At 68.2% G+C, this 13,373-nt stretch carries 12 protein-coding genes; 3 read left to right on the forward strand and 9 right to left on the reverse strand.

Annotation, left to right across the window (positions count from 1 at the left end):
• Positions 1-6 precede the first annotated feature (6 nt).
• From ypfJ to POR01S_RS19765, 3 genes are all read right to left on the reverse strand, one after another.
• Entirely contained in the window at positions 7-867 is an 861-nt protein-coding gene (gene ypfJ / locus POR01S_RS19755) for a KPN_02809 family neutral zinc metallopeptidase (RefSeq protein ID WP_007160666.1), read from the reverse strand.
• Between the two features lie 262 nt (positions 868-1,129).
• A complete protein-coding gene (locus tag POR01S_RS19760) occupies positions 1,130-2,197 on the reverse strand; it encodes an NAD(P)-dependent alcohol dehydrogenase (RefSeq protein WP_027598305.1) in 1,068 nt (355 codons plus the stop codon).
• A 249-nt stretch (positions 2,198-2,446) separates the two neighbouring features.
• Positions 2,447-3,379, reverse strand: a complete 933-nt coding sequence (locus POR01S_RS19765; RefSeq protein WP_042137881.1) for a LysR family transcriptional regulator — start codon at positions 3,377-3,379, stop codon at positions 2,447-2,449.
• A 166-nt stretch (positions 3,380-3,545) separates the two neighbouring features.
• On the opposite strand from POR01S_RS19765, the gene POR01S_RS19770 reads away from it, so the two are divergent.
• The 3 genes from POR01S_RS19770 to POR01S_RS19780 all read left to right on the forward strand — a co-directional run bounded on the left by POR01S_RS19770 (position 3,546) and on the right by POR01S_RS19780 (position 6,618).
• Entirely contained in the window at positions 3,546-4,610 is a 1,065-nt protein-coding gene (locus POR01S_RS19770) for an SDR family oxidoreductase (RefSeq protein ID WP_042137883.1), read from the forward strand.
• A 102-nt stretch (positions 4,611-4,712) separates the two neighbouring features.
• Positions 4,713-5,483, forward strand: a complete 771-nt coding sequence (locus POR01S_RS19775) for a sulfite exporter TauE/SafE family protein (RefSeq protein WP_027598303.1) — start codon at positions 4,713-4,715, stop codon at positions 5,481-5,483.
• A gap of 247 nt (positions 5,484-5,730) precedes the next feature.
• Entirely contained in the window at positions 5,731-6,618 is an 888-nt protein-coding gene (locus tag POR01S_RS19780) for an alpha/beta fold hydrolase (RefSeq protein ID WP_042137885.1), read from the forward strand.
• Positions 6,619-6,893: 275 nt separating this feature from the next.
• Here POR01S_RS19780 and POR01S_RS19785 read toward each other — a convergent pair whose 3' ends face one another.
• The 6 genes from POR01S_RS19785 to POR01S_RS19810 all read right to left on the reverse strand — a co-directional run bounded on the left by POR01S_RS19785 (position 6,894) and on the right by POR01S_RS19810 (position 13,290).
• Positions 6,894-7,865 carry a D-2-hydroxyacid dehydrogenase family protein gene (locus POR01S_RS19785; RefSeq protein ID WP_027601515.1) on the reverse strand — a complete coding sequence of 324 codons (972 nt, stop codon included), beginning with the start codon at positions 7,863-7,865 and terminating at the stop codon, positions 6,894-6,896.
• A 145-nt stretch (positions 7,866-8,010) separates the two neighbouring features.
• Complete coding sequence (locus POR01S_RS19790) at positions 8,011-8,817, reverse strand: ABC transporter ATP-binding protein (protein WP_042137888.1); 807 nt, start codon at positions 8,815-8,817, stop codon at positions 8,011-8,013.
• Positions 8,799-9,812, reverse strand: a complete 1,014-nt coding sequence (locus POR01S_RS19795; RefSeq protein WP_027598299.1) for a FecCD family ABC transporter permease — start codon at positions 9,810-9,812, stop codon at positions 8,799-8,801. Before POR01S_RS19795 ends, POR01S_RS19790 begins: the two co-directional genes overlap by 19 nt.
• Positions 9,809-10,786 carry a FecCD family ABC transporter permease gene (locus POR01S_RS19800; RefSeq protein ID WP_027601517.1) on the reverse strand — a complete coding sequence of 326 codons (978 nt, stop codon included), beginning with the start codon at positions 10,784-10,786 and terminating at the stop codon, positions 9,809-9,811. Before POR01S_RS19800 ends, POR01S_RS19795 begins: the two co-directional genes overlap by 4 nt.
• A gap of 59 nt (positions 10,787-10,845) precedes the next feature.
• The gene (locus tag POR01S_RS19805; protein WP_052382682.1) at positions 10,846-11,790 is read right to left on the reverse strand and encodes an ABC transporter substrate-binding protein; all 945 of its coding nucleotides are present in this window, start codon (positions 11,788-11,790) and stop codon (positions 10,846-10,848) included.
• A gap of 249 nt (positions 11,791-12,039) precedes the next feature.
• Positions 12,040-13,290, reverse strand: coding sequence for a hypothetical protein (locus tag POR01S_RS19810; RefSeq protein WP_042137890.1), 1,251 nt, complete (start codon positions 13,288-13,290; stop codon positions 12,040-12,042).
• Positions 13,291-13,373 lie beyond the last annotated feature (83 nt).

Raw genomic sequence — 13,373 nt, forward strand, 5'->3', positions numbered from 1 at the left:
TAGAGGTCAGAGCGCCTTGGCGGCAAAGGTGTCGCAGCTCTCCACCTTGCCACTGTCGAAGCCGGTGCGGAACCACTTGACCCGCTGCGCGGAGCTGCCGTGGGTAAAGGAATCCGGTACCACGCGGCCCTGGGACTGGCGTTGCAGGCGATCATCGCCAATGGCGTTGGCGGCGTTCAGCGCCTTCTCCAGGTCCCCCGGCTCCAGCCAGTTCAGCCGCTTCTGGGCGTCGTTGGCCCAGACCCCGGCATAGCAGTCGGCCTGCAGTTCCAGGCGTACCGACAACCCGGTGGCACCCTCGGTGGGAATGCCACGGCGGCGCGCCGCTTCCATCTTGCTGGTGGTACCGGTGAGGTTCTGCACATGGTGGCCGACCTCGTGGGCGATCACATAGGCACGGGCGAAGTCGCCGTCGGCGCCGAAACGCTGCTGCAGTTCCTGGAAGAAGGTCAGGTCCAGGTAGACCTTGCTGTCCACCGGGCAATAGAAGGGACCGCTGGCCGCGGTGGCGCCGCCGCAACCAGATTGCACCTGGCCGTTGAACAGCACCAGCTTCGGCGGCTGATACTGCTCGCCATGGGCCTGGAAGATGCGCGTCCAGGTGTTTTCGGTCTCGCCCAGCACCACGCGGACGAAGTCCACCTGGCGATTGTCGGCCGGGGCGGTGGTCTCCTGCTGGCTCGGCGCGCTCTGGCCGCTGAGGCTGATCAGGTTGCCGAGGATCTGCGTCGGACTCTGGCCGCTGAGCAGGCCGAACACCACCACCAGGGCCACGCCACCCAGGCCGAGGCCGCCGCCGATCTTCATGCCGCGTCCACCGCTGGCCTGTTGCACGTTGTCGCTACGTTGTCCCTTGTCCCACTGCATGGCGGCCGCCTCGTGATTGTCGTTATCGCTTGCTTCTACCCGAAAAGCGTCTGCGCATCGGTGATGCTTCGTTGAGAAGCCCTTCGGAATGCTCATTTACCGCTCGTAAATTCCGCTTCCTCAGGACTTTTCGCCTCGCCTGACCTTCGCTCGACGACTTTTCGGACAGAAGCTAGGACCGCGGGGCGCGCCAAAAATGCGTTACCGGAAATGACAACGCCCGCGACGGGCGCGGGCGTTGTTGGCGGAGCGGAGCGCGGGATCAGGCCGCGGTCTGGCCCTGCTTGAGGCTCTGCATGTCGATCACGAAGCGGTACTTCACATCGCTCTTGAGCATGCGCTCATAGGCTTCGTTGATGTCCTGGATGGCGATCTGCTCGATGTCCGAGACGATGCCGTGCTTGGCGCAGAAGTCCAGCATCTCCTGGGTCTCGCGGATGCCACCGATGAGCGAACCGGCCAGCTGGCGGCGCTTCATCACCAGGTTGAAGACGCTGGGCGCCGGGTGCGGCTCGGCGGGTACGCCGACCAGGGTCATGGTGCCGTCCCACTTCAGCAGGGTGAGGAAGGCGTCCAGGTTGTGCGGCGCGGCCACGGTGTTGAGGATGAAGTCGAAGCTGTTCGCGTGGGCGGCCATCTCGTCTTCGTTCTTCGACACCACCACCTCGTCGGCGCCCAGGCGCAGGGCATCGTCCTTCTTGCCTGCGCTGGTGGTGAAGAGCACCACGTGGGCACCCATGGCATGGGCGATCTTGACGCCCATGTGGCCGAGGCCACCCAGGCCGACGATGCCGACCTTCTTGCCCGGGCCGACCTTCCAGTGGGCCAGCGGCGAGTAGGTGGTGATGCCGGCGCACAGCAGCGGCGCCACGGCGGCCAGGTTCTCGGTGTGGCTCACCTTGAGCACGAACTTCTCGTTGACCACGATGTGGTCGGAGTAGCCGCCCTGGGTGTTCTCGCTGCCACCGTAGAGGTTGCCGTTGTAGGTGCCGGTGAAACCGTTCTCGCAGTAGGACTCTTCACCGGCGTCACAGGGGGCGCAGTGCTGGCAGCTGTCGACCATGCAGCCGACGCCGACGGTGTCGCCGACCTTGAAGTTCTTCACGTGGGCACCGACCGCGGTCACCTTGCCGACGATCTCGTGACCGGGCACGGACGGGTACAGGGTGTTGTTCCACTCGTTGCGGGCAGTGTGCAGGTCGGAATGGCAGACGCCGCAGAAGAGGATGTCGATCTGCACGTCGTGGGCGCCGGGTTCGCGCCGCTCGAAGGAGAAGGGCGCCAGGGGCTGGTCGGCGGACTGGGCAGCGTAGCCTTGGGCTTGGCTCATGAGATACCTCATCTAGGTGGTGGAACTGAGTGGTGGAGCAGGGCGGCCAGGTTGGCCTGGCCCGGTGACAAACCGTCGATCCTGCTGAGCCAGAGCCGACGGCACCAATCGATCGTCTCGATAATCGTCATGCCGCCCATCGATGGAACTCAGGGACGAGCGGGCGTACGAGGTTTTACGACCGGGGTGTCCGAGCGGATGTTCCCGTCCGTGGCGCGGCGGCCGGGGCCACTGGTCGAGCGGTCGTGGTTAGCGCGAAAGCTTCGGCGCCACCGTGGGCAGCAGGCGACTGGCCAGGTGCTCCAGCAGCAGCCGGACCCGCGGCAGACTCTCGCGACTGCGCGGCCACACCAGGTTGATCGGCGAGCCCTCGACGCCGTGCTCGGGCAGCACGTCCACCAGGGCGCCGCTGGCTAGGTGCGTGGCGATCAGCCAGGTCGGCAACTGGGCGATGCCATGCCCGGCCAGGGCGGCCAGCACCTCGCCTTCGCCATCCCCCACCACCAGGCGCGGCTGGAAGATCCAGCGTTCGCTGTCGCCCGGCTGTTCGCCGCGCAGCTGCCAGGGGCTGATCAGGCCATCGGCCTGGCGAAAGCCGATGCACTGGTGATCGACCAGCTCGGCCGGGGTCCGGGGGCGGCCATGCTGGGCGAGATAGCCCGGGGCGGCGCAAAAGACCTGGCGCTGGGTACCGAGGAAGCGATGCCCCAGGCTGGCCGGCCAGGCATCGGAGCCGCCGATGCGCACCAGGATGTCGATGCCCTCGTGGACCGGATCGACGAAGCGATCCGACAGCGACAGGTCCGGTCGCAACAGCGGATAGCGGTGCAGCAGCTCTAGGATCAGCGGCAGCACATGCAGCCGGCCATAGGAGGCGGGCAGGTCGATGCGCACCCGGCCGTGGGGCTCGCCGTCCTGGGCGGCCAGGCCCACTTCGGCCTGTTCCAGCTCGGCCAGCACCCCGGTGCAGGTGCGATAGAAGCGGGTGCCGGCTTCGGTCAGGCTCAGCCGGCGGGTGGTGCGCTGGAACAGCCGCACGCCCAGCCGGCTTTCCAGCCGGGCCACGCTCTTGCCGACGGCCGAACCGGTGAGATTGAGGCGCTCGCCAGCCGCCGTGAAGCTGCCGAGATCGGCCACGGTGACGAAGACGTCGAGGCCCTTGAGGCGTTCGGAGGAATACAAGGCAGGCTCCCGATTGCGGAATCTGATTCCGGTTAAAAAGGAATTTATACCCAGGATACGCCGTTAATTCTCCAATAGGCTGGAATCAACCCTGAGACAAGGCACTCCCTTATCTACAGCGCCTGCGACCGCCGCAGGCCGTCTCCCATCCCTATCTGGAGGTTTCATGCGCAAGGGCACCGCTCTCATCGTCGGCGTGACCGGCATTTCCGGCTACAACCTGGCCAACACCCTGGTCGCCTCGGGCTGGACCGTCTACGGTCTGGCGCGCAAACCGGTGGCGCAGGAAGGCGTCATCCCGGTCGCCGCCGACCTGCTCGACGCCGAGTCCACCCGCCAGGCGCTGGCCGGTCTGCCGATCAGCCATGTGTTCTTCTGCACCTGGACCCGTCGCGCCACCGAGAAGGAAAACGTCGAGGCCAATGGCGCCATGATGGACAACCTCTGCCAGGCTCTGGACGGCGCGCCGCTCGAGCACCTGGCCCTGGTGACCGGCACCAAGCACTACCTGGGTTCCTTCGAGGAATACGGCAGCGGCAAGGCCGAGACGCCCTTCCGCGAAAGCGAGCCGCGCCAGGCCGGCGCCAACTTTTACTACACCCTGGAAGATATCCTCTTCGCCGCCGCCGAGCGCCATGGCTTCGGCTGGAGCGTGCACCGCTCCCACAGCATGGTCGGCCAGGCCAAGGGCACCAACGCCATGAACATGGGCCTGACCCTGGCGGTCTACGCCTCCCTGTGCAAGGCCACCGGCCAGCCCTTCGTCTTCCCCGGCTCCCGTACCCAGTGGGACGGCATCACCGACGTCACCGACGCCGCCCTGCTCGCGGAGCAACTGGAATGGGCCGCCCTGGCGCCGGCCGCGCGCAACCAGGCGTTCAACACCGTCAACGGCGACGTCTTCCGCTGGCGCTGGCTGTGGGGCGAGATCGCCGCCTTCTTCGACCTGGAGCCGGCGCCCTATCCCGAGCAGCCCATGCCGCTGGAAGCGCGGATGAAGGACGTGGCCCCGGCGCAGTGGCGCAAGCTCGCCGAGGAGCACGACCTGGTGGAAGCCGACGTCGACAAGCTGGCCTCCTGGTGGCACAGCGACGCCGACCTGGGCCGCGAGATCGAGTGCCTCAACGACATGACCAAGAGCCGCGACCTGGGCTTCTTCGGCTATCGCGACACCCGGGCGAGCTTTCTCGACCTCTTCACCCGGCTGCGGGCCCAGCGCCTGATTCCCTGAGCCGCTCTGGACCGCCGGTCCCCGTGAACGGGGGCGGCTGGCGGTTTTCAGAGGTTGCACGCGGGGCGCAGAATGCGAGCTCTTCTCGCAGGATGCGCCCCCATGCTCGACTCTCTGGTTGCCCTCGTTCCCGCCTTCAGCCCGCTCGACTGGCTGTTCATCGAAGCCATCGTGGTCCTGGCCTACCTGATCTTTGGCGTCGCCGGCTTCGGCAGCGCCCTGGTCGCCGGTCCCTTGCTCACCAGCTGGATGCCGCTGTCGCGCATCGTACCCCTGCTGGTGATGCTGGATTTTCTCGCCTCCTTCCACAACTGGCTCCCGGATCGCCGCGCCATTGCCGGACGTGAACTCAGGCGCCTGCTGCCCATGCTGCTGCTCGGCGCGGCCCTGGGCACCTACCTGCTGATGCGCACCGATGCCCGGTTGCTGATGCTCTGGCTGGGGCTCTTCGTGGTGGCCTATTCCACCTACAGCCTGCTCAGTCCCAAGGGCTTTCGCCAACTGGCGCCGGCCTGGTCGATCCCGGCGGGCGGGGTAGGGGGCTTGTGCGGCGCGCTGTTCGGCAGTGGCGGTTTCCTCTATGCGCTCTATCTGAATGGCCGCCTGGAAGACAAGAACGCCATCCGCGGTACCCAGAGTTTCCTCATCGGCTGCAGTGCCTCCATCCGCATCGTCCTGCTGCTGATCGCCGGCGCCTACAGCGATGGCAGCCTGCTGCTCCTGGCGGTTTGCCTGCTGCCCGCCATGCTGCTCGGCGGCTGGATCGGCCGCCACCTGCAGCGCCGCCTGTCCCGCGAACGCTTCACCCGCCTGGTGACCTGGCTGGTGCTGGTGTCGGGCGTGACCCTGATCGGGCGGTATTTGGCGGGGTAACCAACGAGCCTACGGTGGTCCGCTATCGAGTTTGGCGTTGTGATGATCGCGGCCATGCCGGTGCGCCGTAGCGACCGCTCCTACAGTGACCGGTGACTCCGTAGGAGCGGCCCATGGCCGCGATGCTCTCAGACGCCGTAGCCTGGGGTGGAAAACCGCGTAGCGTTTTCCACGCGACGCTGCCACCTCGGGAACTCCCAAGCCGATCCACCTCTCCGCTCTACAACACCCGTGGCGGAGATCCCCCATGCTCACCTCCATCCAGGCCGGCGTCCTGGACGTCGCCTACCAGGTCCAGGGCCCGGACGCCGGCCATCCGGTCCTGCTGCTGCATGGCTTTCCCTATGACATCCACGCCTACGCCGAGGTGGCCGATGAACTGGCCGCCGCTGGCTGCCGCGTCCATGTGCCCTTTCTGCGCGGCTATGGCGCGACCCGCTACCTGAGCGCCGACACCCCGCGTTCCGGCCAGCAGGCCGCCCTGGCCCATGACGTCCTGGCGCTGCTCGACGCCCTGGGCCTGGAGCGGGCGACCCTGGCCGGTTACGACTGGGGTGGTCGCGCCGCCGGTATCGTCGCCGCCCTCTGGCCGGAACGGGTGAGCGGGCTGGTGCTGGGCGACGGCTATCCGATCCAGGACATCGCAGCCGCTGCCACCCAGCCTGCCGAACCGGCGGCGGAGCTGCGCTATTGGTACCAGTACTACTTCCATGGCGAGCGAGGTCGCGCCGGACTGGCGAAACATCGCCGCGAATTCTGTCGACTGCTCTGGTCGCTGTGGTCACCCAGCTGGCGCTTCAGCGACGCCACCTACGCCCTTACCGCCGCGGCCTTCGACAACCCCGATTTCGTCGATACCGTGATCCACTCCTATCGCCACCGCTACGGTCTGGCCCCGGACGATCCGGCCTATGCCGAGACCGAGCGCCGGCTCGCCGCTCAGCCACCCATCCGCGTGCCCACCACGGTATTGGCCGGTGCCGACGATGGGGTCACTGCGGTGCAGGATGAAGCCGGGGTAGCGCAGCACTTCAGCGGACCCTTCCGCTACGAGGTGCTGCCCGGCTGCGGCCACAACATCCCCCAGGAAGCCTCCGCCGCCTTCGCCGCCGCGGTAAGGGAGCGCCTGCCGTAGGTTGGGTTGAGACAGCATCAGCGTCGAAGTCCAACAGCGTTCAAGCCTGGACAATGTCGGGCTTCGCTGCGCTCAACCCAACCTACGAGGCGTGCGCCGCCTTTCCCCCTCTGCCTCTGGGAGAGGGCTGGGGTGATACGGCTTCATCGTCGAAGCTCAACAAGGGCGGTAACGCCAAGACGGTGGAAAACGCTGCGCGGTTTTCCACCCTACAGAGCGCTGCGTAGGGTGGATAACGGCGCAGCCTTATCCACGCGATCCACGCGCCCCCAAGCCTACCGCCCCAACACCTCCGGGTTGGCCAGGCCGGTCGGTTCGCCGCTGAAGAAGCCCACCAGGTTGGCGAAGGCCTCGCCGAAATAGAGTTCGTAGCTGTGCTTTTCCACATAGCCCAGGTGCGGGGTGCAGAGCACCTGGGGGTGGGCGAGCAGGGGATCGTCCGGCGCCACCGGTTCCTGCTCGAAGACATCCAGCGCCGCCTGGCCAGGGTGGCCCAATTCCAGCGCCGTGAGCAGGGCACCGGGTTCGATCAGGCCGGCGCGGGCGGTGTTGACCAGCAGGGCGCTCTTCTTCATCCGCGCCAGGTCCTCGGCGCGCACGCAGCCGCGGCTGCGCTCGCTGTATCTCAGATGCAGGCTGATGACATCGGCCTCGGCGAAAAAGGCCTCCTGGCTGGGCGCCGCGCGATGGCCGTCGGCTTCGGCGCGGGCGCGCGAGGCCTCGCTGCCCCAGACCAGCACCGGCATGCCGAAGGCCTGGCCGTAGCGCGCCAGGCGCTGGCCGATCTTGCCGTAGCCCCAGATGCCGAGGATCTGCCCGTCCAGCCGTTCGCCCAGATTGACCTGCCAGCGCCCGGCATAGAGGGCGTCGATGGCCGGCTTGAGCTTGCGGCGGGCCATGAGGATCAGCGTCCAGGTCAACTCGGCGGTGGAGACCGGCGAGCCACTGCCTTCGCACACCGCCACGCCCTGGCGGGTGCAGGCGGCCACGTCGAGATGGGCGGTGGCCTTGCCGGTCTGGCTGATCAGCTTGAGCCGCGGCAGGTGCGCCAGTAGCTCGGCGTCGATGCGGGTCCGCTCGCGGGTCAGCACCAGGGCATCGGCGTCACGGAAGCGCTCCACCAGCACCCTGGGATCGCGTTCGGCGTCGTGATAGAGCGTCACCTGATGCCCGGCGCGCTGGAGCAGGGGATAGCAATCCAGGGTTTCGACGACGTGCTGGTAGTCGTCCGGGATGACGATATGCATGGCGAGCTCCGTTGTTGTTCTGGATCGCCAGTGGAGCACCTGCGGGGTCGTCCGACAAGATGGGGCGCAACGGTGGACGAAGCTGTGCCCTTGTCCACCCTAGCGATAGCCTGGAAAACCGCGCAGCGTTTTCCGGGGCCTGCGTCTAATAGGGAATCACCAGCGGCGTACCCGCCAGGGGATTCTCGATCACTGCGCATTTGAGGCCGTACAGCGCCTCGATCAGCTCGGGGGTGACGATCTCCGCCGGCGGGCCCTCGGCGAGGATGCGGCCGGCGCGCAGGGCGATGATGTGGTCGGCGTAGCGGCAGGCCTGGTTGAGGTCGTGCAGCACCGCCACCAGGGTGCGGCCGCCTTCGCGGTTGAGGCGGCAGAGCAGCTCCATCAGCTCCACCTGGTGGGCGATGTCGAGAAAGGTGGTGGGTTCGTCGAGCAGCAGCAGCGGGGTCTCCTGGGCCAGTGCCAGGGCGATCCAGACGCGCTGGCGCTGGCCGCCGGACAGACTGTCCACCGCCCGCTCGGCCAGCTCCAGGGTGTTGGTGGCTTCCAGGGCGTGCTGCACCGCGCGCTCGTCGGCATCGGTCCAGCCGGCGAAGGCCTGGCGATGCGGGTGCCGACCGCGCGCCACCAGGTCGCTGACCAGGATGTCGTCCGGCGCCACCGCGCTCTGCGGCAGCAGGCCGATGCGACGGGCCACCTCGCGGGTCGGCAGGTCCTGGATCAGCCGGCCGTCCAGGCGCACCTCGCCGGCACGGGGACGGATCAGCCGCGCCAGACTGCGCAGCAGGGTCGACTTGCCACAGCCGTTGGGGCCGATGATGACGGTGAAGCGGCCATCGGGCAGCCGCACATCGAGGTCGGCGCAGATCGGCTGGCCGCCGTAGCCGACGGTGAGACCGTGGGCGGCGAGGCGACTGGAAGGGGCGTCTTGGCTCATGAGGTCCGCCGCCATTCGCGGCTCAGCAAAAAGATCAGATAGAGGCCACCCAGGGCGCCGGTCAGCAAGCCGACCGGAATCTGGAAGGGCGCCAGCAGCCGCTGGGCCAGCAGGTCGGCCAGGGCGGTGAGACAGGCGCCGAGCAGGGCGGGAGCGAGGATGCCGAGATCGGCGCTGCGGGTCAGGCGCCGGGCCAGCTGGGGCGCCGCCAGGGCGACGAAGCCGATGGGACCGGCGGTGGCGATGGCCAGGGCGGCCAGGGCCACGGCAACCGCCAGCAGCAGATTCTGGCTGGGCAGCACGGCCAGGCCCAGGGCCCGGGCCAGGTCGTCGCCCAGCTCCAGCAGGCGCAACCGCCGCGCCAGCCAGGCGGCCAGCGGCAGGAGCAGCAGGCAGCCGGCGAGCAGGGTCAGGGTGCGACTCCAGGTCAGCATGTCCAGGCTGCCGAACAGCCAGAGCCGAGCCTCCTGGGCTTCGTCCAGTTCGGCGCGGGTCAGCAGGTATTCGTTGAGCGAGGCGAGCAGGGCGCTGACGGCGATGCCCAGCAGGATCATCCGCTCGCCGCGGATCCCGGCCAGGGCCGCGAGGCCGGCTACCAGTACCGCGGCCAGCAGCCCGCCGCCGAGGGCACCCAGCATCAGCGCCGCGCCGCCCAGTTGCAGCCAGAGCAGGGTGATCAGGGCGCCACTGGCCGAGCCGACGGTGAAGCCCACCAGGTCCGGACTGGCCAGGGGATTGCGCGCCAGGCGCTGGAAGATGGCGCCGCTGGCGCCCAGGGCGGCGCCGACGCCAAAGGCCGCCAGCAGCCGCGGCAGGCGCAGATCCAGCAGGATCAGACTGGCCAGGGCATCGCCCCGACCGAGCAGGGTGACCGCCACCCGGTGCGGCGCCGGGGCGAAGGCGCCACCGGTGAGGGTCAGGGCGCAGATGCCGATGGCCGCCAGCAGAAGCAGCAACAGGCAGGCCTTGAAGCGCGCCGAGCGGCGGGGAGCGAAGCGATGACGACTCAAGGGCGCACCCGCCGGGCGGAACGGATGATCAGCGCGAGCAGCACCGGGGTACCGAGCAGGGCGCAGACGATCCCGGCTTCCAGCTCGCCCGGCAGGGCCACGCGGCGGCCCAGGGTATCGGCCAGCAACAGCAGATTGGCGCCGGCCAGGGGCGCCAGGGCCAGGATCCAGCGCCAGTCGGCGCCCACCAGCAGGCGCAGGGCATGGGGCACCACCAGGCCGAGAAAGCCGATGGGTCCGGCCACCGCGGTGGCGGCGCCGCACAGCAGCACGATGGCGACGAAGGCCAGCAGCCGCAGTTGCCCCGGTCGGGCGCCCAGGGCGCGACCCAGGTCGTCGCCCAGGGCCAGGGCATTGAGACGGCTGCCCAGGGGCAGACCCAGCGCCAGGCCGATCAGCAGCAACGGCAGGATGCCGAGGGCGCCGCCCGGCGTCTGGCCGCTCAGGGCGCCCACCGCCCAGAAGCGGTAGCTGTCGAACACCGCGCTGTCGAACAGGGTGATGATGCCGGTGCAGGCGTTGAGGCTGGCGCTGAGGGCGATACCGGCCAGGATCAACCGTATGGGCTGACCACGGGCCGGGGCACTGCCACCGAGCAGATAGACCAGGCCGGCGGCCAGGGCCGCTCCCAGCAGGGCACAGGCCAGGCGCGTCGGGGCATCGTCCAGCCCCACCAGCGACAACCCGGCCACCACGGCGAAGGCCGCCCCGGCATTGATCCCCAGCAATCCGGGATCGGCCAGCGGATTGCGCGTCAGCGCCTGCATCAGGGCACCGGCCAGGCCCAGGGCGGCGCCCACCAGCAACCCGAGCAGGGTGCGCGGCAGGCGCAGCTGCCAGAGCACCACGGCGTCGGTAGAGTCATCGGGCGCGACGAGCAGGTGCAGGATCTGCGCCGCCGACAGCGACCGCGCCCCTATGCCCAGACTCGCCACCACCGCCAGCGCCAGCACGATCAGCAACAGGACCAGCACCAGGCCACCGCGGGCCGCGGATGCTCGTTGCGCCAGAGGCGCGGGGCGGGCCGATGCGGTCATGTCACCCCCAGGGCGCCGGCGACCGTGCTGATCACCTGGCGCGCGGCGAGGGGGCCGGCGTTGAGATAGAAGGCGTCGGTGTCCACGCGGATGGCTCGGGACTGGCTCACCGCAGTGAGTCGAGGCCACAGCGGCTGTCGCGCCAGGCTGGCCAGGGCGGTGCCCTGCTCGGCATAGAACAGCCAGTCGGCGTCGGCCAGGTCCAGCAACTCGGCGCTGACATCCCGCGAGGTGCCCTTGAAGCGCTGCGCCGCCGGACTGGTCATGCCCATCGCCTGCAGCAGCCCGCCGGCAAAGGAATCCGCGCCCATCAGGCGCAGTCTAGCGCCGCTGGAAAACAGCAGGGAGGCGGAGGGTGGCTGGGCGCCGAAGCGCTGCGCCAGGCCGGCCAGCTCGAGATCCAGGTCCGCCAGCAGGCGCTCGGCCTGCTGCCGGCGGCCCAGGGCATCGGCCAGCAGCAGGAAATCCGGTCGCCAGTTGCCGCCGGTGCCGCGCGCCACCACCGTGGGGGCGATGCGCGAGAACAGCTCCAGACCGCCGGCCTTGAGCACGGTGCGATTGAGCACGATCAGATCCGGAGCCAGGCGCGCCAGGGCTTCCAGATCCGGTGCCTGACGACTGCCCAGATCGACCATGGCCTCCAGCTCCTGCGCGCGGCTGGCGAGGGCGGTGCGCAGATAGCCTGGCGCCAGTTCGCGATTGTCCACCCGGGTGGTGCCCGCCGGGATCACGCCCAGGCTCAGGGCGGCGTCCAGCTGGCCGGTGGAGATCACGGCCACCCGCTGGGGTTGGCGCGGGATCAGGGTGCTGCCCACCACATGCTCCACCTGCCGCGGAAAGTCGCCATCAACGACCGCTGCACGCGCGAACACCCGACCGGACAGGCCGGCGAGCAGGACGGTACCGGTGGCGAAGTGCAGAAGGGTGCGGCGATCGAGCATGAGGGGGACTGGCTGAAGACGGAAAGAGGCCCGCCAGGCGGGCCGAGGCCCCGTGGCGGGGCGGCTAGGATAGAGCATCAGCACCTGGCTGACATCCGCTGTCCATTGCCTCTTTCCGGCTCAGGGCGATTTTCTTCGCCCGCTCTCGGCGGTGCTGTCGCCTCCATTGTTCCGAGCCGCCAGATCGCGCGAAAGCCACGGGACCCCAACGTCTGGGCAGGCAGGGATCCCGCGGCCGGGTGCCGGGCCCTAGCTGCCGATGCCGCGCGGACCGGCGGACACCGTACCGGCCACGTCCTGCAGATCCTGGATGCCCACCAGTTGGATCAGCGAATCGGCGGCGTCGATCTGACCGGTATCGCCCACGTTATGCAGAACGTAGGTGTCCGAGCCATAGTGAAAGACCGCGGCACGCTCGTTGTAGGCCATGGATTGCGCCACCTGTTGCAGTGCGCCGTACAGGCTGGTGGCGCCCTTCAGAGCCGCATCCGCCACCGTGGTGACCGCCTCGGGTTTCTGGATCGAAAAACCGAAGATGAGCTGGTCTTCACTGGCCTGGTAGTCGGTAATCGTGACGTGGTTGGCCGCCAGAGAGCGATTGGCGGCGGCGCTGCTGCTGCCATCGAAGTTGGCCAACGTGCCGTTGCCCAGGGTGTCGACGATGAGGTAGTCCCGGCCTTCACCCAGGGTGATGGTAGCGCCGTGACCGTAGTTGCCCCTTACGGTGGCATTGTGCGCCGCGCCGCCCTTTTCGATGGACAGGTCGATGGAGTCTCCACCCGCACCGGCGTTGATTACCATATCGGCCTGCTGGATGTAGGCCGAGATATCGTCCCCACCGGCACCCGTGTCTATCGTCAACGGCTTCACCCTGGAATTGCCGAGCGCGGCGACGCTGTCCAACTCCGCTGCGGCGATGGTGCTGACATAGAGAAAATCGCCCGCGCTGCCAGTCGTTACCGTCTTGAGAAAGGCGCTCTCGCTACGCACGTCGGGGCCATCGCTTCTGTAGGCATTGGTCAGGTCGATGAACAGGCCGACGGTGGACTGGGAGCCGTCGAACGTCTGCAGCCCGTCGAAGTTGCTCAGGTCGACGTGAGACCACAGGTTGAGGTCATTGGTGGGCACATCGGTGAGGCTGACGGTCAACTTGGCAATGCTCGAATCCAGCGAGGTGTCTCCCGGTGTGGTGCCGCGGGTATGGCCATCCAGGAGCGTTCGTTGCTCTTCGTAGTGACCGATGAGGTTCACTTCATTCAGTGTGGAGCCTGCCGTGTAGTGCGGACCGTTGGCGTCGAAGGTCTTGGCGAAACCGACCTTGGCCGCGGCGGCGTTGATGTCGAGGGTAAGGCGCGGCTGGTTCTGGAAGGCGTAGTAGCTGACGCCATCGAAGGTACCGGCCGGCGTGGCGGGTACGGCGGCCTGGGCTGCCCTGGCAAAGGCGGCGGAAGGATTGGAGAGGGTCTGGTCAGCGTCTAGCGGATGTTGCTTGGCAGTCATGGCGTTCATCCTTGGTGAAAGTCAGGTTGAGCGCTCGCTGAACTTGCTCAGAAGAGCAAACGACTTGAACAAACGAACGTGGG

This window comes from Pseudomonas oryzihabitans NBRC 102199 (assembly GCF_000730625.1).
In the GTDB taxonomy this organism is placed as follows: domain Bacteria; phylum Pseudomonadota; class Gammaproteobacteria; order Pseudomonadales; family Pseudomonadaceae; genus Chryseomonas; species Chryseomonas oryzihabitans.

What these genes read in the sequence shown, in the direction of transcription:
- ypfJ (WP_007160666.1), bottom strand. Translation starts at nt 867, where the DNA reads ATGCAGTGGGACAAGGGACAACGTAGCGACAACGTGCAACAGGCCAGC.
- POR01S_RS19760 (WP_027598305.1), bottom strand. Translation starts at nt 2,197, where the DNA reads ATGAGCCAAGCCCAAGGCTACGCTGCCCAGTCCGCCGACCAGCCCCTG.
- POR01S_RS19770 (WP_042137883.1), top strand. Translation starts at nt 3,546, where the DNA reads ATGCGCAAGGGCACCGCTCTCATCGTCGGCGTGACCGGCATTTCCGGC.
- POR01S_RS19775 (WP_027598303.1), top strand. Translation starts at nt 4,713, where the DNA reads ATGCTCGACTCTCTGGTTGCCCTCGTTCCCGCCTTCAGCCCGCTCGAC.
- POR01S_RS19780 (WP_042137885.1), top strand. Translation starts at nt 5,731, where the DNA reads ATGCTCACCTCCATCCAGGCCGGCGTCCTGGACGTCGCCTACCAGGTC.
- POR01S_RS19785 (WP_027601515.1), bottom strand. Translation starts at nt 7,865, where the DNA reads ATGCATATCGTCATCCCGGACGACTACCAGCACGTCGTCGAAACCCTG.
- POR01S_RS19790 (WP_042137888.1), bottom strand. Translation starts at nt 8,817, where the DNA reads ATGGCGGCGGACCTCATGAGCCAAGACGCCCCTTCCAGTCGCCTCGCC.
- POR01S_RS19805 (WP_052382682.1), bottom strand. Translation starts at nt 11,790, where the DNA reads ATGCTCGATCGCCGCACCCTTCTGCACTTCGCCACCGGTACCGTCCTG.
- POR01S_RS19810 (WP_042137890.1), bottom strand. Translation starts at nt 13,290, where the DNA reads ATGACTGCCAAGCAACATCCGCTAGACGCTGACCAGACCCTCTCCAAT.